This window comes from Parabacteroides sp. 52, assembly GCF_010500925.1.
GTDB lineage: Bacteria > Bacteroidota > Bacteroidia > Bacteroidales > Tannerellaceae > QVMG01.
In genome coordinates this window covers 154,431-175,677 of sequence record NZ_QVMG01000002.1, presented here as the reverse complement: position 1 = coordinate 175,677, position 21,247 = coordinate 154,431, and the positions used below count along the sequence as shown (strand labels likewise).

The 21,247-nt window shown below is 39.5% G+C and carries 26 protein-coding genes; 8 read left to right on the top strand and 18 right to left on the bottom strand.

The window, feature by feature from the left end:
- The first annotated feature begins 215 nt into the window (after positions 1–215).
- The 7 genes from D0T51_RS03200 to bioD are packed head-to-tail and all read left to right on the top strand — an operon-like array spanning position 216 to position 5,966.
- The gene (locus D0T51_RS03200; protein WP_203583307.1) at positions 216–590 is read left to right on the top strand and encodes a hypothetical protein; all 375 of its coding nucleotides are present in this window, start codon (positions 216–218) and stop codon (positions 588–590) included.
- A complete protein-coding gene (gene bioB, locus D0T51_RS03195) occupies positions 587–1,531 on the top strand; it encodes a biotin synthase BioB (RefSeq protein ID WP_163725076.1) in 945 nt (314 codons plus the stop codon). Before D0T51_RS03200 ends, bioB begins: the two co-directional genes overlap by 4 nt.
- Entirely contained in the window at positions 1,521–2,825 is a 1,305-nt protein-coding gene (gene bioA, locus D0T51_RS03190) for an adenosylmethionine--8-amino-7-oxononanoate transaminase (protein WP_163725073.1), read from the top strand. Before bioB ends, bioA begins: the two co-directional genes overlap by 11 nt.
- Positions 2,806–3,933 (top strand): 8-amino-7-oxononanoate synthase, encoded by a 1,128-nt coding sequence (locus D0T51_RS03185; protein ID WP_163725070.1) that lies wholly within the window; start codon positions 2,806–2,808, stop codon positions 3,931–3,933. Before bioA ends, D0T51_RS03185 begins: the two co-directional genes overlap by 20 nt.
- A complete protein-coding gene (locus tag D0T51_RS03180; RefSeq protein ID WP_163725067.1) occupies positions 3,914–4,558 on the top strand; it encodes a pimeloyl-ACP methyl esterase BioG family protein in 645 nt (214 codons plus the stop codon). Before D0T51_RS03185 ends, D0T51_RS03180 begins: the two co-directional genes overlap by 20 nt.
- Positions 4,555–5,313, top strand: a complete 759-nt coding sequence (bioC, locus tag D0T51_RS03175) for a malonyl-ACP O-methyltransferase BioC (RefSeq protein ID WP_163725064.1) — start codon at positions 4,555–4,557, stop codon at positions 5,311–5,313. The genes D0T51_RS03180 and bioC overlap by 4 nt, the downstream gene beginning before the upstream one ends.
- Positions 5,310–5,966, top strand: a complete 657-nt coding sequence (gene bioD / locus D0T51_RS03170; RefSeq protein WP_163725060.1) for a dethiobiotin synthase — start codon at positions 5,310–5,312, stop codon at positions 5,964–5,966. Before bioC ends, bioD begins: the two co-directional genes overlap by 4 nt.
- 43 nt (positions 5,967–6,009) lie before the next feature.
- On the opposite strand, the gene D0T51_RS03165 is transcribed toward bioD, so the two are convergent.
- The 7 genes from D0T51_RS03165 to D0T51_RS03135 all read right to left on the bottom strand — a co-directional run bounded on the left by D0T51_RS03165 (position 6,010) and on the right by D0T51_RS03135 (position 11,135).
- Entirely contained in the window at positions 6,010–6,453 is a 444-nt protein-coding gene (locus D0T51_RS03165; protein WP_163725059.1) for a lipocalin family protein, read from the bottom strand.
- Positions 6,454–6,786: 333 nt separating this feature from the next.
- Entirely contained in the window at positions 6,787–7,656 is an 870-nt protein-coding gene (locus tag D0T51_RS03160; protein ID WP_163725056.1) for a hypothetical protein, read from the bottom strand.
- Between the two features lie 45 nt (positions 7,657–7,701).
- Complete coding sequence (locus tag D0T51_RS03155; protein ID WP_163725053.1) at positions 7,702–8,769, bottom strand: DUF3137 domain-containing protein; 1,068 nt, start codon at positions 8,767–8,769, stop codon at positions 7,702–7,704.
- Between the two features lie 204 nt (positions 8,770–8,973).
- Positions 8,974–9,519 carry a hypothetical protein gene (locus D0T51_RS03150; RefSeq protein ID WP_163725050.1) on the bottom strand — a complete coding sequence of 182 codons (546 nt, stop codon included), beginning with the start codon at positions 9,517–9,519 and terminating at the stop codon, positions 8,974–8,976.
- Between the two features lie 60 nt (positions 9,520–9,579).
- Positions 9,580–10,143, bottom strand: coding sequence for a LemA family protein (locus tag D0T51_RS03145; RefSeq protein WP_163725047.1), 564 nt, complete (start codon positions 10,141–10,143; stop codon positions 9,580–9,582).
- Positions 10,144–10,272: 129 nt separating this feature from the next.
- Complete coding sequence (locus tag D0T51_RS03140) at positions 10,273–10,647, bottom strand: hypothetical protein (protein WP_163725044.1); 375 nt, start codon at positions 10,645–10,647, stop codon at positions 10,273–10,275.
- A 2-nt stretch (positions 10,648–10,649) separates the two neighbouring features.
- Positions 10,650–11,135 carry a hypothetical protein gene (locus D0T51_RS03135; protein ID WP_163725041.1) on the bottom strand — a complete coding sequence of 162 codons (486 nt, stop codon included), beginning with the start codon at positions 11,133–11,135 and terminating at the stop codon, positions 10,650–10,652.
- Positions 11,136–11,697: 562 nt separating this feature from the next.
- Here D0T51_RS03135 and D0T51_RS03130 point away from each other — a divergent pair.
- Positions 11,698–12,321, top strand: a complete 624-nt coding sequence (locus tag D0T51_RS03130; RefSeq protein WP_163725038.1) for a zinc-ribbon domain-containing protein — start codon at positions 11,698–11,700, stop codon at positions 12,319–12,321.
- 88 nt (positions 12,322–12,409) lie between these two features.
- On the opposite strand, the gene D0T51_RS03125 is transcribed toward D0T51_RS03130, so the two are convergent.
- The 11 genes from D0T51_RS03125 to D0T51_RS03075 all read right to left on the bottom strand — a co-directional run bounded on the left by D0T51_RS03125 (position 12,410) and on the right by D0T51_RS03075 (position 21,247).
- On the bottom strand, positions 12,410–12,733 hold the full coding sequence (locus tag D0T51_RS03125) for a DUF4491 family protein (RefSeq protein ID WP_163725035.1): 324 nt from the start codon (positions 12,731–12,733) through the stop codon (positions 12,410–12,412).
- A gap of 248 nt (positions 12,734–12,981) precedes the next feature.
- A complete protein-coding gene (gene secG / locus D0T51_RS03120) occupies positions 12,982–13,341 on the bottom strand; it encodes a preprotein translocase subunit SecG (protein WP_163725032.1) in 360 nt (119 codons plus the stop codon).
- Between the two features lie 6 nt (positions 13,342–13,347).
- On the bottom strand, positions 13,348–14,109 hold the full coding sequence (locus D0T51_RS03115) for a hypothetical protein (protein WP_163725029.1): 762 nt from the start codon (positions 14,107–14,109) through the stop codon (positions 13,348–13,350).
- Between the two features lies 1 nt (position 14,110).
- A complete protein-coding gene (locus D0T51_RS03110; RefSeq protein ID WP_163725026.1) occupies positions 14,111–14,641 on the bottom strand; it encodes an LptE family protein in 531 nt (176 codons plus the stop codon).
- Positions 14,628–15,824 carry a sigma-54-dependent Fis family transcriptional regulator gene (locus tag D0T51_RS03105; protein ID WP_163725024.1) on the bottom strand — a complete coding sequence of 399 codons (1,197 nt, stop codon included), beginning with the start codon at positions 15,822–15,824 and terminating at the stop codon, positions 14,628–14,630. The genes D0T51_RS03110 and D0T51_RS03105 overlap by 14 nt, the downstream gene beginning before the upstream one ends.
- A 96-nt stretch (positions 15,825–15,920) precedes the next feature.
- Positions 15,921–16,751 carry a lysophospholipid acyltransferase family protein gene (locus D0T51_RS03100; protein WP_163725021.1) on the bottom strand — a complete coding sequence of 277 codons (831 nt, stop codon included), beginning with the start codon at positions 16,749–16,751 and terminating at the stop codon, positions 15,921–15,923.
- Entirely contained in the window at positions 16,748–17,644 is an 897-nt protein-coding gene (locus tag D0T51_RS03095) for a CDP-alcohol phosphatidyltransferase family protein (RefSeq protein WP_163725018.1), read from the bottom strand. Before D0T51_RS03095 ends, D0T51_RS03100 begins: the two co-directional genes overlap by 4 nt.
- A 6-nt stretch (positions 17,645–17,650) precedes the next feature.
- Positions 17,651–18,379: an SDR family NAD(P)-dependent oxidoreductase gene (locus D0T51_RS03090; RefSeq protein WP_163725016.1), complete on the bottom strand. Its 729-nt coding sequence runs from the start codon at positions 18,377–18,379 to the stop codon at positions 17,651–17,653.
- A 6-nt stretch (positions 18,380–18,385) separates the two neighbouring features.
- Entirely contained in the window at positions 18,386–18,853 is a 468-nt protein-coding gene (locus D0T51_RS03085; protein ID WP_163725013.1) for an adenylyltransferase/cytidyltransferase family protein, read from the bottom strand.
- A gap of 229 nt (positions 18,854–19,082) precedes the next feature.
- Positions 19,083–20,192: a 4-hydroxythreonine-4-phosphate dehydrogenase PdxA gene (pdxA, locus tag D0T51_RS03080; protein ID WP_163725010.1), complete on the bottom strand. Its 1,110-nt coding sequence runs from the start codon at positions 20,190–20,192 to the stop codon at positions 19,083–19,085.
- A gap of 11 nt (positions 20,193–20,203) precedes the next feature.
- On the bottom strand, positions 20,204–21,247 hold the full coding sequence (locus D0T51_RS03075) for a DUF4837 family protein (protein WP_163725008.1): 1,044 nt from the start codon (positions 21,245–21,247) through the stop codon (positions 20,204–20,206).

Below are 21,247 nucleotides of genomic sequence, written 5' to 3'. Positions count from 1 at the left end.
TTCTACTGCCCATAGCTATCGTCAGTACTGATGATAACTATCGTTACTACTGATGATAGCTATCGTTACTACTGACGATAGCTATCAACAGTAGAATTATCCCGCATTTTTTTGAAAAGTACCGAACCAATAAGGCAGAAAATTCCAGTGGGTACTGATTTTTTCACTTTCAGCTACCGAAAATAATCACTACTTTTGCCCCCATGAAAAGAAGCTTGAAGCAGAAACGCGCTGTTTGGTTCGGAAGATGGAGTAACAAGCCATGGGCTGTTTTCCGTAGTCTGCATACGGTGGTGCATATTCTACGCATCAAGGCCGACATGACCAAATTGGCGCTATTGAAGGCGGGGTCTACGGATAACCTTATATCGCCGGTATCACTTGCCGGATTGCTTTTACTTCCTGGAGGGGATGATCCGGAGGAAGAATGCCTTGCTTCTCTTTCGGACTTTCTTATCGAACAAGTAAGCGAACCTTGTATAATAACGAACGATTTTAATTTTCCACTTGAAAGTGGAACAGGATATAGTATGCCGGTATCTGAACTGTATGTTTCAGGTACCGGCTTTTTTTTAAAACATTTTTTATGAAAGACAAGATTATAAATGGCTACCGGTTGACTTATGAAGAAGCATTGGATATGATGTATACCATGCCTCATGAAGCCATTTGCAGTTTGGCGGATTCCCTCCGGAAGCATTTCCATAAACAAAGATTATCAACCTGTATGATAATGAATGCCAAATCGGGAGCTTGTTCCGAAAACTGCAAATGGTGTGCACAGTCTAAATTCCATAGGACCGAATCGCCTGTATACAAACTGGTCGATTATGGTGACGTTTTAAAAGAGGCTATGGTTGCGCAAAAGGCAGGGGTGCATATGTTTTCCCTGGTGACAAGTGGAAGAAAGACAAGCCCATATGACCTACAAAAACTGACCTCCATATTCAGAGCGCTTCAGCAGGATGTACAAGGCCTTGGTTTTTGTTCTTCTTTAGGTTTATTGGAAAAGGAGGAATTACAACAACTTTATGATGCAGGTGTGCGCCGCTACCATTGTAATATGGAGACGGCACCGTCGTATTTTGCCACTCTCTGTACCACCCATACGATAGAAGATAAGATAAAAACCATTCAGGCAGCCCGTGAGGCAGGGATGCAAATCTGCTCGGGTGGCATAATAGGAATGGGAGAAAGTGCAGAACAACGGATCGAATTGGCGATCCTGTTACAGAAACTTAACGTCGATTCTATCCCTTTAAATATACTGCAACCGATACCAGGAACTCCGCTTGAAGCGGCCTCTCCTCTGTCAGACGAAGAAATACTGACGACCTATGCGATGTTTCGTATTCTGAATCCCCAAGCCGATATCCGTTTTGCCGGAGGAAGAGTTTCGATCAAACATATACAGGATAAAGCCTTGAAATGCGGAGTGAGTGCTTCTCTGGTAGGCGATATGCTGACAACGGTAGGCTCAAGCGTCGAAGAAGATTTCAAACAATTTAAAGAACTTGGATATGAATGCTGAAAAACAGAAAGAGTTACTGGATTTTGACAGAAAACATCTATGGCACCCGTATACTTCGGCTAAAGACCCCCTTCCTTGTACCCTGGTGGAATCGGCTGAAGGGGTATATCTTCATTTGGCGGATGGACGGCAAGTCATTGACGGTATGTCGTCCTGGTGGTCGGTTATTCATGGATACAACCATTCCCGGTTGAACGATGCCATGCGCCGGCAATGGGAGAAGATGAGCCATGTGATGTTTGGCGGCCTAACCCATGAACCGGCAATCACGCTTGCTAAGCAGCTTATTGAAATTACTCCGGAGGAGATACAACATGTGTTTTTTGCCGATTCAGGTTCTGTATCCGTAGAAGTGGCGATGAAAATGGCTTTGCAGTATTTTTATGCCAAAGGAATGCCCGACAAATGCAAGTTTGCTACCGTACGTTCGGGTTATCATGGAGATACCTGGAATACGATGTCGGTCTGTGATCCGGTGACAGGTATGCACTCCATTTTCAGTAACCGGTTGCCCATACAGTATTTTGCGGATAAGCCGCATATCCTTTTTCAGGACGAATGGAACGACGAAGGCATAGAGAGTATTTCGGATATATTCCAAAAGTATCACAACGAGATTGCTGCCTTTATTATAGAGCCTATTGTGCAAGGGACAGGAGGAATGCGCTTTTATCATCCGGAGTATCTGAAGCGATTGCGACAACTCTGTGATACGTATGACATCCTGTTTATTGCAGATGAGATCGCTACCGGTTTCGGACGTACAGGAACGATGTTTGCCTGTGAGAAAGCGGCTATCACCCCGGATATTATGTGTGTGGGAAAAGCGTTGACAGGAGGTTATATGACTTTGGCGGCCACATTGACTACGGCCCATGTTGCCGAGGTGATCTCTTCCCGCAATCCCCATGTGTTTATGCATGGTCCCACCTTTATGGCCAATCCGCTTGCTTGTGCGGTAGCCAACGAAAGTGTGGCTCTTGTCAGAGAGGATGCCGCTTTTGTCAAAGTAGCCTCCATCGAAAAACAACTGGCTCGCGGACTGGCAGAGGCACGTGATTTAGAGATCGTCTCGGACGTGAGGGTGATGGGTGCAATCGGTGTCATTGAGACCAAAGAAAATATAGACCTGAAGAAGATAACTCCTTTGTTTCTTAAAAACGAAGTATGGCTTCGTCCGTTTGGTAAACTAATCTATACAATGCCTCCTTACATTAGCTCGGAGGAGGAACTGTCCATACTTACAAAAGGAATACTCCATACCTTGAAAGAATATGCAACAGAAACTAAATGAACTGGAAGAAAAAGGACTTTTAAGAGAGTTGAAACCTCTGTTGCAAAAAGGTGTTTTTCTGACATATAAAGACAGAGAATACCTCAATCTATCATCCAATGATTATTTGGGCATTTCAGCTCATCCGGAACTGCAACAGGAGTTTTTGAATACTCTTGACGGAAATGAATTTATCCTGGGGGCACTCTCCTCGCGCCTGTTGACAGGTAATTCTCCTTGCACCGAAGCCTTGGAACATTATCTGCAGACGCTCTATGGAAAAGAATGTCTGCTTTATAATTCGGGCTATCACGCCAATGTGGGCATATTACCTGCAATCACCGAAAAAGGGGATCTCATTCTTGCAGACAAATTGATACATGCAAGCATAATCGATGGGGTCAAATTGTGTGCGTGTGAATTGAAACGTTATAAACATAACGATTACGAGCACCTCGAACACCTGTTGAAGAACAATTCGGAGAAATACAATACGATCTATATAGTCACAGAAAGTATTTTCAGCATGGACGGAGATACGGCAGACCTGGATAAACTCATTTTCCTGAAAAAGAAATACAATGCGAAATTATATATAGATGAGGCACATGCCTTTGGTGTTGTCGGGAATAAAGGGCTGGGCTGTGTGTACAATAAAGGGTTTATCCAAGACGTCGAATATACGGTCTGTACATTGGGAAAGGCGGCTGCCTCTGAAGGGGCATTTGTCGTATGCGGAGAAGAAATAAAGAAGTGGCTTATTAATAAATCACGTACTTTGATATTTACCACGGCTACCCCTCCGATAAATATTCTATGGACTCATTTTATTATAGAGAAAATAACAGCTATGCAGCAGGAACGGGAGCACCTGAACAGGATTGCGACTTATTTCCGGACAAAACTGGAAGGTTTCGATGTCTTGGGAAATACGCATATCATCCCGTTAGTTATAGGTGAGAACAAAAGTTGTAGCCAATGGGCGGAAAAATTACAATCCCGCGGTATATGGGCTATGCCGGTTCGTTATCCCTCCGTTCCTGCCGGTAGTGCCAGGATACGTTTCTCGCTTACCGCGGCTATGTCTGTCGAACAAATAAATAATGTATATGACAGTTTATTGGCATAAGAAAGAAAACAATACAAAGCTACTGCTATTATTCAATGGTTGGGGATTCGACAGTAGAATCTTTTCCGATATAGATCTGCCGGGATACGATTGCGTTTCGGTTTGTGACTATTCACAAATTGACCCTTTGCAGTTTGTTTTTACACAGGACTATCCGGAAGTAAAGGTACTGGCATGGTCGTACGGAGTTTTTATTGCGAATATGTATGCGCAATACCTGCAACCGGTTCAAAAAGCGGTAGCAGTGAATGGCACTACTACTCCTATAAACGATGAAAAGGGTATTCCGGAAAACATATTCAAGGCGACGATACACTCTTTCAGTGAAAAAAGTAAAAACAAATTCTACCTGCGAATCGCCGGAGGGGCTACAAACTTCCAGGAGATCAAAGAAAAGTTGCCGATGCGAGATATTGAAAGTCAATTATCAGAGCTGAAGGCTCTTCAACTCCTTTCCACCAGAGAACAGGGCAAAGGATTGCTATGGGATGCCGCCATCGTCTCTTCCAATGACAAGATATTCCCTGCCGACAATATGTTACATGCCTGGGGAGAGAAAGCCATTCGGAAAGAAGGGGAGCATTACACCGATTTCTCCGCTATAATCAAAGAGTATATTCTATGAATACGAAGCTGATAAGACATAAGTTTGAGAAAAGCATGGCTACGTATGACAAGAATGCGTATGCCCAGAAAGAAATAGCCGAAAAACTACACCGTATCCTTTTGGCTGTTTATCCCTATCCCCCCGACAGTCTGTTTGAAATAGGGTGCGGTACGGGCTTGTTAACCAAAAAACTTCTTCTTTCTTATCCTGCGGCTCGTTATTTTGTCAACGATATGAATGAGAAGGTGGCCTCCTTACTTCCTGCCGTTTTCGAGCAGACAGATTATTCCTTTCTGCCGGGAGATGCGCAACAGATCGACTATCCCGAAGAGACAGACCTTATCGTCTCCTCTTCTGTTATACAATGGTTCACCGATCTTCCCCTTTTTGCAAGGAAGGCTGCAGAAAGCCTTTCAACTAAAGGTTATATGTTCCTTTCTACCTTTGGCTGTAATAACCTGAAAGAAATAAAGGAAATAACGCATACGGGACTTCACTATCCCACGGTTCATGCGTTGAAGAATATATTTTCTGTTCATTTCGAAATAATGGATATCTCGGAAGAAGAAATACTCCTTCCGTTTAATTCCCCTTCGGATATCCTGAAACATCTGCGTGATACCGGAGTGAATGCAGCCAGCAAAGGGGTACTGCGTACGCGTTCCGAAATGCAACATTTTACAGACACATACAAATCCTTGTATTCGCATGGAGATGGTGTCCGATTAACTTATCACCCTATTTATTTAACTCTAAAAAAGAAAGAAAGATGAATGTCGGAAAATCAATATTTATCACAGGAATAGATACCCATATCGGGAAAAGTTATGCCACAGGATATATTGCCAACCTGTTTACTGCCCAAAATAAAAAAGTAATTACACAGAAGTTTATTCAAACCGGTAATACCGGAATTTCGGAGGATATAGAAGTGCACCGGAAGATTATGAATATACCTTTATTGCCAGAAGATAAACAAACACTAACCCAACCTGTCGTTTTAAGCTACCCCGCCTCTCCGCACCTGGCCGCACGGATTGATAATACAGTTATCGATCTGAATAAAATAAGTGCAGCAACGGCCGCTCTTGAACAAGCCTATGATTTAGTCCTTATAGAGGGAGCCGGTGGTATCAGGGTGCCTATAAATGAAGATTACACGACTCTCGATTATATCAAACAACAAAAACTGCCTGTAATCATTGTCACTACCCCTCGTCTAGGAAGCATAAACCATACATTATTGACTCTGGATATCTGCCGTTTTAATCATATCCCTGTTTATGCCGTTGCCTATAATACATACAACATCCAAGACGATATCATCAGTGACGATACGAAGCAGTACCTTACAAACTATCTGAAAATGAATTATCCCGATTGCCTATGGATTGAAATTCCGGCGATTACTTTAGATTTAGGTTAAAATTCAACAGACCTATATAATATGATAACCCAAGGGCTGTATGTCAATTGTATTGAATGTCTCCAATATTTATTTCTACTTTCATTGTATTGCCCGTGATATTAATTATTTTCCATGTCTTTTGTTCCGAACCACCCCAATAGGTCACATCTATTTTTATATCATTATCATTTTCTATCTTCCAACTACCAGAGAAATCGCCATACGTAATAGGCGGGGTACCGCACCAGCTGGCGTTTTTGCGTTCTATCAACGTACCGTCACTTAAAAACTTGACACTTGGTGAATCTGTTGGTAGGGTTTTAACTTTTTGATAAGAGAGAATTAATTTTTGTGAATCAGCATCATATTCAGACTCCGGATTTGCCACCCAGCAACCGATAATGTTTTCAACTCCTTCTAGATTTGGTTCTTGTTTATCACATCCTGTCATAAAAAAAACTCCGCAAATCAACACGGAAATAATCAAACTTACTGATCTTTTCATATTCTCTTTTGTTTTTATTGCTACTTATTATTGTTACTTACCCTTTTTGAAAGGCTTCGCGGGCTTGCCCGTTTTTGAAAGATTATCTATTCCTCTTTATATCTAAAGAGGCAAAATTATTAAAATATTACATCCTATATACGTTTTTCTATTAATATTTCAACATCCTTGATCTCTTTTAGTTCATTTTTTTTAGATCCGATTTTGTTTTTTAGATAAAAACAATCCGGCTCCTCAATAAGACTCGCTTAAAACGCCTTATTGGAAGCCGGAATGATTCCTGCTATGAAGATTGTTTCAAAACAATTTTCAAGAGAGATGTTTCCTGATTATTTATTTCGTATAGAAAACCGCCGGAATATTTTGCAAGCCAGACTCCTTTTTCCATGCAGCCAATAGACTATCGCCACCACCCGCTTTGGGTTGACCAGACAAAAACGGAATGATTCTATTGTAAGGAATATAAGACAATGGCAACTCCTCTTTCCTATTAATGATAGTATTCGTGGCACACCAAGCATCAGCCCCGCCACTCAAACTTTCACCAAGAGGGAAGCAGAAAGTACTTTTCTCATTACACAGATTTTTAATAAATTTTCTGCAATCTTCCGGAATTGCTTTAAGCTTTCTAGATTCTAAAAAATTGGCTATAAGCCCACTATCTCCCAAATTAAAAATACGACATATTTTATCTAATATATCCTCCTCGGCATTGATTACGCGGTCTTTCATTTCCGATATGCGTTCTACTGTTTGCGCAAGCCATTCTTCGTCGTAACGATGCGCTTCATCGCGGGCAAAAACAACAACCATAGCATAGTTGTGATCGTCTACAGCAGGTTTGAATAAGTTAGAATGTGCCTGTACAACTCTGCCGTAAACCAAATGCGCATTTTCCGGTTCTAACTTACTTTTATCCGATACACCGTTGCATTTGGCAACACGGTCTATAAATTCTGCACTGCGAGCGTTTTTGTATGCGTCTAATTTACTGAAGTCAATAGCATCCCTACTATCCTGTTCGAGTTTTTTTTCGGCGGCGATTTTGGCATTAAGCGCTTCGCGATAAACTGTCATATCTATACCTTGACGTTCATTATTCTCAATTTGTTTGAGCAATTCTTTAGATGTAAAACTGTCTACCCATTGTTGTATTGCTTTTTCACTTTGAGCAGCAAATGCGTTTGATAAAAAATTTCCCATAATATTTTTTTTAGAGAGTTAATAATATAATTTAAAACGATTTTGTTATTTGATTTTTAGATCATTAAAAGTATCTCGTGCCGTCACCAAATTATCATACAAATCCCTCAATGCTTCACCCGACGTGAATGAGGCATCACCCAATGTCATAAAACCTTCAGGCATCGCTACGGCAAAAAAGAATTTATCTTCATTAAAAGAAAGCATAATGTCGCGATTGTATTTCTTTCTTAATTCGGTTATTCTAAACATGATGGCTGGAGTCAGAATGTAACGTGCTGTATTTTCGTCACTGGCATAGACGGCAAAAAAACGTTCAAACTCCATGTCCTCAAGTATTACCAATTTATTCCCATTTACATTTTTCAATAGTTGAATATTTTTTGCAAGATAGTCAAGATGGCTTTCCAGGTGGTCGGGAAGAACAACTACGGAACCATTGATTTTCTTTTCCAACTGCGCGAATGTGAACATCCCTCTGAAAGTAGCTGTAATGTTTTCTACTCGTTTAGCAAATAATCCTTTGAAAAGCACTGCAGCTATAAATACAAATGCACCGACAGACGATTTAGCCAGTCGGTTTTGCTGCGAACCGGCATTGATTAGAAGGTCGTAAAAGGTTAATTTTCGATTGTTGTTTTCAAATGTAATTGTACCGAATGATTGTCTGTTTATGTTTTCAATGTCGGTATTAGCCCAAAAATTGCTTTGTTGTATCAGCGATTTTGCCGGGTAATGGGGCACCGGACTGCATGTTGCATCAGGAAACATTGCTCCTATGATACGACGAATGGAACGATGTTCCGCCTCTGTGAATTTTTTGTGATAAACGGCTACCCCATAACCGCCGATGGTTATTAACACAATCAATGGCAGAATTAATATCAACATTTTATATTGTTCCCAAAATGTTGGATGGGGATTTAATGTGTAGAGAAACGAAGTGTCACCCCCCGAATATAGAACTATTTGCATTGCTATTATTCCAAAAAAGTAGAGCAATGCTCCGCCATAACAGAGAATACGAAAAATGGAAATCTTCTGTTTGTCTTTTTCGGCTTTTTTTAATACCCCAAACAACTCTTCCTGTAATTGTTCAATTTTTGTTTCCATATATATGAAAAAGGATGTTTGTTTTTACTACTGTCCGACAAAATTTATTTGACTCTATCGATTGCCGTTACACTCTCATTCACCATTTTGTTCAAAAGACAACTAGTGTTTGTAGTAAAACTAAATTACCGATGAAGGGTGAACCGCAATGAAAGTAGCCCTTTTCTTTTAGCTCTTAGATTTTAGTCGGACAGTAGGGATAAATTATATATGCTGAATTAATGAATAAAGCTTTGAGTATTCCGGTTCTTTGATGACTTTCACAGGAGTAAGTCCTCTAAAATCAGATGAAGAATAGAACTTCATGACCTGAAGATAAAATTCCTTGCCCAGTGCATCTTCGTGAACATAAAGTTGTATAGGTTGATTATCAGTAGACGGAGCATCGGCCAAACCTTTAATATCATTTTGTTCAAACATCGTTACTATTTGTTCCTCCCCGATCTCTTCTCCATCAAACTTTTTAAGGCGAATATTCGTTATTTTTCCACCACTTTCTTTGTTATAATAATCCGACCCTCCGGCATAAGCTGAGAATCCGAATACAACAAGCCCTAAGCCTGCTATTATGCGAACCAATAACGCTGAAATCGGCAAAAGAGAGGGAATTACCAAAAGTAATAGACAAACCCCTATTAGAACATAATAAAGAACCTTCTTTTTTTGGTCCGTTCGCATTTCAAACTTCTCGGGATGCTGCGTATAAAAATCATACAAATTCGCTGGTACACTTGTTTTTTCTTGATTCATGATCATTTTATTTTGTAATTAATAATTTTTTAGCTCTTTGATTTTAGTTGGACACTCGTGTTAGTTTTTAAATAATGCTTTCACATCCACATTTGTCATTTCTGCTTCAGGAATAGTAATTAATTCGTAGGGTTGATATTTTTTTGCAGAAGCAATAATATTCGAAGGAAACATTTGTACATAGTTGTTAAAATCGACTGCTGCTGCATTGAATGTGCGCCGCACTGCCTGTAATTGATATTCCATTTCTTCGATACTGTCCTCAAGGCGCAAAAACTGTTTGTCGGCTTTTAGCTCTGGATAATTTTCAACAGTCGCTTTGATGTCGATTATTTTTTTTGACATTTCCGCACCAAGTTGCATTTGCTCATGTTCGTTATTGGACTGCTGTATTTGTGCACGCAGTTCAGCAATCTTGACAAGCGTTGCATTTTCGTGCCCCACATAGGTTTGTACAGCAGCCACTAGATTCGGTATCATATCGTTTCGCTGTTTAAGCATCACTGAAATGCTACTTTCTGTTTGTTTTACACGGTTGTTCTTGGAAATGAATTTGTTATAAGTTGTAATCAACCAAAGCGTAATAAGAAGAATTACTGCTGAAATAATAAGGGTGATTGTCATATTTGTCAGATTTATGAGATTGTTATATTTTTCTTTTTGTGTGGTTTAAATCGATCTTACATTCTTATTAAACAAACCTCGCCCTCCGTTTGCAACAAATTGATTAAACGTAGGGCAGAGGCATTGTTTTTATTTTCTCATGATCTCTTTCCAACTACTTTCAGGTGTCGCTTCTTGAGGATTTAGAGGATTATAGTACATAATTACTTTGTCATCCTTTTTGAGTGGCATTGTTTGCCAGTTGTTTTTGGTAACAGTTATCAAATTATTATTTTGATCATAAAACTGAATCGTATATATTATAACACTGCGTCTACCTCCTCTGCTTTCCATACTGACGATTGTACCTTCTGCTTTTTTAAATGTACTGTAAAGTTCTTCATAAGCAGCATTGGGATTTGGCAGGATTTTATCTTTATACATAAAAAGCGCTACAGATAATCCTCCCATTATCACGATAAGAACTATATGAGAAAATTTTAATTTTGATTGTGTTGTTGTCATAATTATTGAATTAAATGAATTGTAACATTGTCTAAATAATATGTCCCGTTATCATAAAGTAAATTACCTGAAAAAATAAACTTTTGATAATCTATTTTTTGGTAATCATCGGTAATTACTTTCAGTGTATTCAGGTTGATTTCTTTTTCTACAATGATTTTATTACGATCAGCGGGGCCCATAATTGTTTTTGATTCTGCACGTATGAATCTGATTCTAGCATTAATCAAGTGATCACCTCCGCAGTTGGGTTCTGTTGTGATATGCAGGTTCGTTTTTGAACTTGTATTTACTACATTTATCATACGACAAAAGCCAAAATAGCCTTCAAAGGAGACCAACTTATTGTTCCACGAATCGTCTTCTGGTAGATTTTTTAATTGTTCTATACAAATCAATTCACCTATTTGTGATGGGGGGTGTTTACTTGTGCAAGCAACAACAAAAAGAATGCTACATACGATAAAAAAAGGGATTACTTTTTTCATAAATCTTATTAATACAGAATCAAGAAGATCCTTTGCTGATTGACAGTGTTCTTTCTCTACTTTATTAAACGGCACTTGTGTTTTTTTGTGTTTTTTTAAGAAAATATCATTTCTATAAATGGGGGTGAGTTGATTCTATACTCCTTTTTATTTTCCATGTTTTCTCTTTCAGTCTCCTTTTAGTTCATATTTTTCAAGAGTTTTTTATGTTTAAATGTATTCTGATTTACCGCATTTCTTTATAATGCTACTTTGTAACAAATTTAACAAAAAATATAAAACTCCAACCCTTCACAAATACATCATGAATAGAGTTATCCCATAAGGTTTGATTTAAAACATGCACAGTCTAATTTCGCGAAACCGATTGTATTTTAACAATTCACAAGGAGTACAGCATCTATTTGAAAGATTATAAGTATTTTTGGGACGGCGAGATAAAATAGTATGATAGGAGTAACGGAGTTATGCCAGTCCCCTATCATTGATCCGTAATATGCGAACGACAAAGTGTATGTCAAAACGATTAACTGTTTGATAACAACACAAAAAAGAATTAAGAATGATACTTTTTTACGGAATACGAAAAGTGAGGATTAAAAAATACGATGATTTTCATATTAAATGTGAAAATTGCAATGATTACGGTCAGGAAATCTCAGTATATCAAAAATATTTTCACGTATTTTTCATTCCCATATTTCCATTTGGCACAAAAACAATCAGGTCTTTATGTTTGAAATGCAATGACACATTCAATGATAAAAAAATAAATCACTATTTATCTATTACAAAAACGCCTGTTTATTTGTACACGGGAATAATTCTCTTGCTAACATTAATCACAACAATGGTTGTTGCAAATATAAATGCTCAAAAACAAAAGGCAGAGTATGTTGCTAATCCACAAACCAATGATGTTTATTTGATTAGACAGGATGATGAAAAGTCAACAATATATTACTTTTTCAAGGTTAAAAATGTAAATATTGATTCGGTTGTATTGTTACACAGTTATCTTCAGTATGACCATTTTGTATCAGCGATGAATGATTCTGATTATTTTGTTAGAGATGATACTTTTATGATTCTGAAATCAGACTTAAAAAAATATCTTGATAGTGGAATGATAAATGCTGTTGAAAGAGGTTATGATAAGTCGAACAGATTTGCGATTGAAAGGTAAAATAGTACTAACTTCTGCACTAATCTAACTAGTGCTTTCATCACTTAATCATTCGACTAATTTTCAATCAACAGATTGTGCCATTTTTCTAATTCCCCGAAAATGGATCATCCCAAGGATATTTTCTTTTAGGATTACGCGGAAACCAACCTTTATAAACCCGTTCTTCCTGTTCAAAGACCTCCTTTATAGTCCAAAAAGAAGAAAAAGCAAAAACACCGCAAATAGCAGACCAGAATACGCTTTCTATAAAAAGAGAAGCAATCGTGCCTCCGACTCCTAACAGGAGAAAGAACCACCAACACCTGGTCCCCCAATAATACTCCGCTTTTACTACAACGGGATGAAAGATACCTATAATTAGAAAAGTGACTATACCTATTAAGAGCCCTTCAAAATGTAATAATTCCATACGAACACAATTTTCGTTACCGGACAAAGGTAACCGAATTAATCGGTATAGGCAATTGGGGAACAAACCGAAAATTATCTTATTCAAGAACTATTGACCGAACAAAGGGGCATCTAATGACTCGGACGACATACTCTCTAAAATCTTCATTCCACAAAACCTGATATATAGCCTTTCCCTATAGAAGGGAATAAAAAAAAGACACCTTTTAAAAAGATGTCTTTCCCTTATATGTTCTTACAAACAAATTATTCTGCCGGAGCTTCTTCTTCTTCAGGAACAACTGGTTGTTGTGCTGTACCAAAATCAGGAGCAACCATATTCGGATCCACAACAACAGCATCGTTTACCTGTTGTTTGATCTCAGATTGAACAGCCTGTTGGTTTCTGGGGATAAATGCTGTAATCAGGATACTCAAAACAATAACTGTTCCGGCTAATCCCCATGTGGCTTTTTCCAGGAAATCCGTAGTCTTCCTTACTCCCATGATTTGGTTAGAAGAAGAGAATCCTGATGCAAGACCTCCTCCTTTTGAGTTCTGAATCATAACGATCAGGATCAATAGAATGGCTGCTATCAGAATTAAGATTGCAATAAATACGTACATTTTATCTTATTTTTTAGTGTTAATAATCAGTTTTTCCAAAAACCTTATTTGATCTGCAAAGTAAATACTTTTTTCCGGATAATTCAAGCGTAAGTTTTTAATTATTTGCAAAGCTTTCTCATATCGCTTCTGTTTGACATAAATCCGGGCCAATGTTTCTGTAAAATAAGAATCATCCATTGACTTTAAATAGTCGTCATTCAATTCTTTCACAGAATCCGGGACTGTCGCTTCTTCTACATCCTCAAGAAGTGTCAAGCGACTTCCCGCCCGCTCTTCCTCTTGCTGTATGAAAGAATCAATCAGATCCTGATGCAATAAAGGCACAACTGGTTTACTTTCTTCCTGTTTCTCCTGATCCGACATAATCCAGAACATATAATCCGAAGAGACTGAGGGACGGAAAAGAAAAGAAGCCTCTGCTTCCGTTCCTTTCTCTGTAGCATAAGTGGAAAGGAAAGTATCAATAACCGAGAAGGTTTTGTTTTCTTTTTCTTCTACAGATTCCTGCACAGATAGAGCTTTCAATCCGTACCGTTCTCCCTCTATCAATAAAAACAGTTTCTTGCGATCCGGGATAAAAACAGACATCCGTTTGAGTGCCTGTCCAAAGCGCACATCCTCCAGCAAAGCCAGGTTCTTCAGGTAAAGCATACGGGCTGTTTGAAAATAGGGAAATTCATCAACAATCAACTTCAGTTCCTGAAGCGTCTCTCCGGTAAGAAGTTCCGGAGATTCCATAAGCCGATAAAAATCACCTGCTTTCATATCACCAATCTGCTACAGTTGCATTAAACACCTGATCTGTTAATTCTTCGACAATTTCCTGACATAACTCTTCCTGTACGTCTGTCAACATACGACTTGCATCAAACTCACGATAGGCTGAAAAAGATTGTTCAAAATCTTTCTCCGGATTCTTGTTATTAGTATATCGGACACGAATAGTAATAGTTAATTTGGTTTGAGAAGCCCAGGCATCTTCCTTGACTGCCATAGGAGCCAGGTCATATCCGGTTATTTCACCTTCTATCTCCAAGTCTCCGTTTTGCGGCACCAACTGAAGACGGGTCTTATTACTATAAAGATCCCTCATGGATTCAGTCAAAACCTGACTCAAAGGAGGATAAACATACGGTGCCTGGTTGGGAAACTCCTGTACAGATATCGATGACAAAACTGTATAATCAATTGATGCCGAATTGAATTTATAAGAAATCGAACATCCACCTATCAGGAGGAAGCTTATCAGGCTAAAAAGCCAAACGAGAGGTCTGTTCTGTTTTTTACTCCAAGCCATATTCTTTTATCTTACGGTATAAGGTGCGTTCGGATATTTTCAAATCTACAGCAGCATTTTTCCGGCGTCCATTGTGTCTGTCTAGAGCCTTTTTTATCATTTCTTTTTCGACATCTTCCAAGGATAAGGTTTCTTCTTCCACCTCTTCTGCCTCTTGAATATGAGGATGCACAGAGTGAACCGAATGGGGTTGAATAGAATGGGTAAAACCCGAATCCTCTGTTGCCGACATAGGCATATTGCTACCGGTCATAATTTCATGTACGAGTTTCTTTAATTCAGTCACATCTTTTTTCATATCAAAAAGAACCTGATATAAAATCTCCCGTTCACTATTAAATATTTTTTGTTCATTGTCCTGTTTTACCAGAACAGGTAGTTTTTCTACTTTGAGATCCGGCAGATATTGCCGCAATATATCCACAGAGATATCACGTCCCTCCTCTATCACCGAAATGCGTTCAGTCAAATTCTTTAGTTCGCGCACATTACCCGGCCAACGATAAGACACCAATAATTCTTTCGCATCATCATCCAGACGAATGGTCGGCATATGATACTTTTCGGCACAGTCCCCTGCAAATTTACGAAACAGCAGCAATATATCCTCCATTCCCCTTTCACGCAAGGGTGGTACCTGGATCGGTACAGTATTTAACCGATAATAAAGGTCTTCACGGAATTTCCCTGTTCCTACTGCCTGCATCAAATTCACATTGGTAGCAGCCACAATACGTACATTGGTTTTTAACACCTTCGATGAGCCGACCTTGATAAATTCCCCACTTTCCAATACCCGAAGCAAGCGGGCCTGGGTAGGTATAGGCAACTCTCCTACTTCATCCAAAAAAATTGTACCACCATCGGCTACTTCAAAATAGCCTTTCCGATCGCCCAGAGCACCGGTAAACGAACCTTTCTCATGCCCGAAAAGCTCCGAATCAATCGTTCCTTCCGGAATAGCTCCACAGTTGACAGCAATATATTGTCCATGTTTACGAGGACTATTCAGGTGAATAATTTGCGGGAAAGTCTCCTTCCCCACTCCACTTTCTCCTGTTATCAAAACCGATAAATCCGTAGGTGCGACTTGCAGAGCTATATCAATCGCACGATTCAATGCAGCATTATTTCCAATAATCCCAAAGCGTTGTTTTATCTGTTGCACATCTATTCCAGCCATATACCTCTTTCGTATCTGTAATTATTTCAGTTTACCTGACAAAATTACAATTCTTAATTCAATAAACCTCAATCAAAGGGGGAATCTATCGGTCGTTTATTCTTTTTTAGCCTCGTACGTTCTTTTATACAGGAGTTGGGCCACTTCTTCATCTGTCATACCTTTTATCTCTTCCGGATAAAGCGGTTTCCCAATATACACATCCACCACTTTGCCTTTTTTGTTAAATGCTTCTGCCGGCATGCGTAAGGTTCGGATGCGCCAGTCGATAGCTCCCAACACATAAAAAAAACGCGTATTCAAAAAATCAAACAAGACAGGATAGATAGGCACATTTCCTTTTCGAATCAGACGAATAACACTGTGTGTCCAGTCCAAATCACAAATTTTCTTTTTATCCTTATTATAAAAAGAGACGGCTCCTGCCGGGAAAAAGCCCATAGGATGTCCCTCTTTCAGACGCTGCAAGGATAATCGCACGCCGTTGATATTCACCGGAGCATTCGGATTCTCTTTATTCGACTCCGGAACTACGGATATAAAATTATCTTCCATGGCACCGATATTCGTCAGTATACCATTGACCATTACTTTGAAGTCTGGCCGGCGACGAGCAAATATATCAATCAGGATGATTCCGTCAATCGAACCGATCGGATGATTAGAGACAGTGGCAAAAGCTCCTTCCGGCAGGTTATCCAGGAGCTCTTCATTATGTACTTTATAACGGATATCCAACAAAGGGTCACTCAACAAACTCGTCGTAAAGTCTGCCCCACGCAAATGACAACTATTCTCATGTACTTTATTTACCTTATCTACGGAAAACCATTTGAGTACCAATTTCCCCAGGAAAGTGCCGAAACGGGTTCTACAAAAGGGTATCATTCTTTGTAGATCGTAAATATCTACAACTGTTTTCTTCATAATTCCCTAACAAAAGCAGCACACATTTTTTCGTGCTTATGCATGGCTATCGCCAAAACAATATTCAATATTATTATTTCATATAAAAAATAAACCCACACCCCTCCGGTCAATACAATAACAAACATAACGAGGGTACGTCCGTTAAAGGTCAGTAGATCTATATATCTTTTCATGATACATTTACTCTGTTTACGGAAATCCAACCGGATCTGTTCCGGAATATCATCCCCATAACGCTTCTGGAGACCACTGAGTAATTGCTGAAGAGAGGGTGTCGCTTTTATCTGCAACAAAGAATACCAGCTATATAAAAAGAAAAAAGCTTTACTTAACCCCGGTTTTGTTTCTTTATGTTTTGCTTTTATCTGATCTATAGTCTGAAACTCCGCTCCCTTTTCTTTGCTGATAAAGTAAAGATGCAAGGTCTTATAATAATCCGTAATATTGGCTTGTAACAAATGAGAGAAACCAGACAAAACAGCCAGGAGGAAAAACCATCCATGCCCATACAAATGATACAATCGAAAGGCAAAACCTAAATAAATACAGAGAAACCATATGTCTCCTGCTACTCCATCGAGGATACGTCCTATTTCCGACTTAATACCGGTCAGACGTGCCAATTGCCCATCCACACAATCGAGTATATTGGCACATACCAAGCACAAAATACCGAGTATATTATAATACAAATTATTCGGATAAAACAAAAAGCCGGCAGCAGCCCCTACAAATATAGATATTATAGTTATCATATTCGGGGTCACTCCCGTGCCACGCAACAGGCGAGCAATACAAAACCCTATCGGGCGATAGAATATACAATCGACTTTATTCTCCGTCTCTATCGATTTCAGTGATGCTTCGTATTCTTTGTTCAGTTCAGCCATTCCTCTTTATTTAAACGAATATCCGCCGTCTACAACGACCACTTCGCCATTAAAATATTTATTTTCAATCAACATCTTATACACTTCTGCCAGCTCTTCCGGTTCACAAAATCGTCCTAAAGACACTTTACTTTCTATACTTTTGCGTATCTCAACCGGCTTTGTTTTTTGCCATTCGGTATCCACAAAACCGGGAGCCACCCCATTTACACGAATATGATAAGGAGACATAAATTTCACCAGGTTTTTCACCAGCGAATGCACCGCACTCTTAGTCACACCATATACCAGAGAGACCGAATGCGGTTGGATACCCATTAAAGAACCGGTAAAAAGCACACTGCCCTGTTGACGAATCCGCGAGACAATGCGCTGCAATAAAAAAACAGGGAAATGCACATTGGCAAAGAAGACCTTTTCCCAGTCTTCCAATACCATATCTTCAAAAGAGTCCCGACAGGTCAATCCGGCATTAAATACAAGAGCATCCAAGGTCAAAGACTTATCCGTAAGATATTGATATATAACATCTACAGATTCTTTATCCGTTATATCAGCCCGCAACAGATCGACAGCAATTCCTCCTTGAGCCTGTAAGTCCTCCTGGGTCTGCCGAGCTGCCTTCTCATCCGATGAATAGGTAAGGATCAGATCATAACCGGCCTTTCCTAAACAAAAAGCCACTGCTTTTCCAATCCCTTTCGTACCTCCGGTAATAAAAGCCAGCTTTTTCATATCCTTTTACTTTTCCGGTGAACCAACGATTGAATCCGGTTTCGACTGACGCTGCGTCTTTAACGTTGCTTCGTAGGAATCGTGAATCGTTTTCTTGAGATTAGAAGAGGAAACCCCGGTACCATAGGGGAAATAGAACACTTGCACATTCAGGTCTTTCAGGTAATCGTATTTACCATACCAATCATCTCCAACCACAAAAGCATCAATATTCAATTTCTTTACAATCTCCGTATGATCCAACGTATGCTGAGGTATCACCATATCAGGCGTTTTAAGTGCTTCTATAATCTGCAAGCGTTCATTAAACGGTATTATCGGAGCTGCCTTATAGGAAGAAACCAATTCATCCGTACTGACACCGACTATCAGAATATCAGCTATTGCACGCGCATAGTTAATCATTCGCAGATGATTGTAGTGAAACATATCGAAAGTGCCCGAAGTATATACGATTGTCTTATTTTTGAACATGTTTACCTTTTATTTTTTAAACTGCAAACATACACAAAATCTTCCTATCAGGGAAAAGATTAAGCTGAAAAGATAGGCTACGGATTAGGTCAAAAGAAGAGTTTTATATCCCATATTCAATACGTATTCGCCGGAAAAGATAAAAAGGAGAAACACCTATAAAAACAAAAAGGCTGTCCCTTTTACTTTTGGACAGCCCCTCTTATTTATATCTATGAATTAGTTATGATCAAAGCGTTTCAGCTTCTTCATCCTTTGTCAAATCCAATTTCACATTATCAGCCCCTTTATCGAAATATTGCTTGCGCAACGGATTGGCTCCCGCTTCCTGGTAACGGATACGGTTTCTATAAATATCCATCGATGCATAAAGAGCCTGTCGGAAAGACGATTCCGAGGCTTTATTCTGCCCGGCAATATCATAAGCCGTTCCATGTGCCGGAGAAGTTCTTACAACAGCAAGACCTGCTGTATAATTCACTCCATCTTCCATCGCTAATGTTTTAAACGGAGCCAGTCCCTGATCATGGTACATCGCCAATACGCCATCAAAATGTTCATACATAGAAGAACCAAAGAAACCATCTGCCGCATACGGACCAAAAGACATCACACCACGGCTTTCCGCCTCTTCCATTGCCGGCCGAATGATGGTTTGTTCTTCCGTACCCAAAAGCCCATCATCTCCAGCATGGGGATTTAAAGACAACACAGCAATACGAGGTCTCACAATACCAAAATCCATCTTCAACGATTGATTAAAGAGAGACAGCTTACTGACAATATCCTCCTTTGTTATTGTTGAAGCCACCTTGGCCAAAGGAATATGCCCCGTCACCAAAGCCACACGAAGCCCTTCATTCATAAGGATCATCAATGCTTTATGCCCCTCTCCTGCAAAAGACTCTTCCAGGTATTCCGTATGTCCCGGAAAGTGGAAGCTTTCATTCTGTATGTTATGTTTATTAATAGGGGCAGTCAGCAGTACATCAATAGCACCTCGCTTCAGGTCTTTTACCGCTTCCTCCAGCGCCACAAAGGCAGCTTCACCGGCTGCTTCTGTCGATTGTCCCAAATCTATTTTCGTATCCTCTGATATACAATTGATAATGTTAACGCGGTTACATCCGGCATCTTCCGCCCGTGTAATCGTACTCATATTAACAGGGGGCAAATCCATGGCTTTGCGATGATAGGCCGCTATCTTTGACGAGCCATACAGGATAGGCGTACATAATTCCGCAATCCGGGAATCAGCAAACGTCTTTAAGATGACTTCATATCCTACACCATTAATATCACCCTGGGTAATCCCCACCTTTATCATTTGTTCATCCATATTTTTCTTTTTTATTTCTTTTCATCCAAGCTGGCCGGAAGAACGATCACTTCATCTAATATATTTTCTTCTCCCGGTAAGCGCAAGGTATTCAATGCAGCCTCTATGCGACGTATAAAGTTCCTTTTGTTTGTTTCCGGAGCATATACAAACGCTTCTGCTACTATCACCTTATTATTTATCTCATCAAGACGGGTATAACTCACAAAAGGTCCGCCCATCATATCCCCTTGCATACGCCAAAGTCCCCGCAAAACACCACAATATTGCCCATTCATTGTGATAGGTGTATACGTAGGCATCACATAACGGGTTTCGGTAGTCATATAAGAGTCGGGGAAAGAACCTGGCATATTGACTTTCATTACCGAATCGCGTTTTGCTATTAAATAATCACGAGTAAATGTATTCTCATCGGTATAAGGGAACGAATAAACGACAATATCTGTTCTTCCCGTACTGGCATTATTCGATGCCCAGAAGAATCCTTTCTCATCGCGGGAGTAAGTCATATCAACCGGCACCTTCAGGCTTACATTAAACTTACGTTGTACCTTTTCCATAACAGTCGTTTCATAAGAGCCTTCCAATAAATCTGCGGCACGCTTCATTTCCACTTTCGTAAAGAAATTCACGAACGCTCTTTCATGCGTCTTTTCATATTCAACCACATCTTCCTGGCTGGGTGCGTTAATAGTCACCACCATTTGTCCCTGTGCCCATTTATCCTTTTCCGAATAAACCGAAACCTTGGTATACATTTTCGGATCTATATTCAGAATCACAATATTACGCACATAAGTCAACAAACCATTGAAATTATCCGGACTGGCATATGTCAAACGCATAGCCGGCTCTGACTGAGGCAAGCCCGGTATATCCGAAGTCAAATCATTCTTTATCGTTTTTCCAGCTACCCCATTCCATACGGCAGGATCCATTGTAACTACCACTTCATAAGCTAAGCCTGTTGCTCTTTTTGTCAACGGACTACTGGTACATGCTCCTAAAAAAAGAAGCGACAACATACTGATAAAAAAAAGAGGTGTTTTCAT

What these genes read in the sequence shown, in the direction of transcription:
- bioB (WP_163725076.1), top strand. Translation starts at nt 587, where the DNA reads ATGAAAGACAAGATTATAAATGGCTACCGGTTGACTTATGAAGAAGCA.
- bioA (WP_163725073.1), top strand. Translation starts at nt 1,521, where the DNA reads ATGAATGCTGAAAAACAGAAAGAGTTACTGGATTTTGACAGAAAACAT.
- D0T51_RS03185 (WP_163725070.1), top strand. Translation starts at nt 2,806, where the DNA reads ATGCAACAGAAACTAAATGAACTGGAAGAAAAAGGACTTTTAAGAGAG.
- D0T51_RS03180 (WP_163725067.1), top strand. Translation starts at nt 3,914, where the DNA reads ATGACAGTTTATTGGCATAAGAAAGAAAACAATACAAAGCTACTGCTA.
- bioC (WP_163725064.1), top strand. Translation starts at nt 4,555, where the DNA reads ATGAATACGAAGCTGATAAGACATAAGTTTGAGAAAAGCATGGCTACG.
- bioD (WP_163725060.1), top strand. Translation starts at nt 5,310, where the DNA reads ATGAATGTCGGAAAATCAATATTTATCACAGGAATAGATACCCATATC.
- D0T51_RS03165 (WP_163725059.1), bottom strand. Translation starts at nt 6,453, where the DNA reads ATGAAAAGATCAGTAAGTTTGATTATTTCCGTGTTGATTTGCGGAGTT.
- D0T51_RS03160 (WP_163725056.1), bottom strand. Translation starts at nt 7,656, where the DNA reads ATGGGAAATTTTTTATCAAACGCATTTGCTGCTCAAAGTGAAAAAGCA.
- D0T51_RS03155 (WP_163725053.1), bottom strand. Translation starts at nt 8,769, where the DNA reads ATGGAAACAAAAATTGAACAATTACAGGAAGAGTTGTTTGGGGTATTA.
- D0T51_RS03150 (WP_163725050.1), bottom strand. Translation starts at nt 9,519, where the DNA reads ATGAATCAAGAAAAAACAAGTGTACCAGCGAATTTGTATGATTTTTAT.
- D0T51_RS03145 (WP_163725047.1), bottom strand. Translation starts at nt 10,143, where the DNA reads ATGACAATCACCCTTATTATTTCAGCAGTAATTCTTCTTATTACGCTT.
- D0T51_RS03140 (WP_163725044.1), bottom strand. Translation starts at nt 10,647, where the DNA reads ATGACAACAACACAATCAAAATTAAAATTTTCTCATATAGTTCTTATC.
- D0T51_RS03135 (WP_163725041.1), bottom strand. Translation starts at nt 11,135, where the DNA reads ATGAAAAAAGTAATCCCTTTTTTTATCGTATGTAGCATTCTTTTTGTT.
- D0T51_RS03130 (WP_163725038.1), top strand. Translation starts at nt 11,698, where the DNA reads ATGATACTTTTTTACGGAATACGAAAAGTGAGGATTAAAAAATACGAT.
- D0T51_RS03125 (WP_163725035.1), bottom strand. Translation starts at nt 12,733, where the DNA reads ATGGAATTATTACATTTTGAAGGGCTCTTAATAGGTATAGTCACTTTT.
- secG (WP_163725032.1), bottom strand. Translation starts at nt 13,341, where the DNA reads ATGTACGTATTTATTGCAATCTTAATTCTGATAGCAGCCATTCTATTG.
- D0T51_RS03115 (WP_163725029.1), bottom strand. Translation starts at nt 14,109, where the DNA reads ATGAAAGCAGGTGATTTTTATCGGCTTATGGAATCTCCGGAACTTCTT.
- D0T51_RS03110 (WP_163725026.1), bottom strand. Translation starts at nt 14,641, where the DNA reads ATGGCTTGGAGTAAAAAACAGAACAGACCTCTCGTTTGGCTTTTTAGC.
- D0T51_RS03105 (WP_163725024.1), bottom strand. Translation starts at nt 15,824, where the DNA reads ATGGCTGGAATAGATGTGCAACAGATAAAACAACGCTTTGGGATTATT.
- D0T51_RS03100 (WP_163725021.1), bottom strand. Translation starts at nt 16,751, where the DNA reads ATGAAGAAAACAGTTGTAGATATTTACGATCTACAAAGAATGATACCC.
- D0T51_RS03095 (WP_163725018.1), bottom strand. Translation starts at nt 17,644, where the DNA reads ATGGCTGAACTGAACAAAGAATACGAAGCATCACTGAAATCGATAGAG.
- D0T51_RS03090 (WP_163725016.1), bottom strand. Translation starts at nt 18,379, where the DNA reads ATGAAAAAGCTGGCTTTTATTACCGGAGGTACGAAAGGGATTGGAAAA.
- D0T51_RS03085 (WP_163725013.1), bottom strand. Translation starts at nt 18,853, where the DNA reads ATGTTCAAAAATAAGACAATCGTATATACTTCGGGCACTTTCGATATG.
- pdxA (WP_163725010.1), bottom strand. Translation starts at nt 20,192, where the DNA reads ATGGATGAACAAATGATAAAGGTGGGGATTACCCAGGGTGATATTAAT.
- D0T51_RS03075 (WP_163725008.1), bottom strand. Translation starts at nt 21,247, where the DNA reads ATGAAAACACCTCTTTTTTTTATCAGTATGTTGTCGCTTCTTTTTTTA.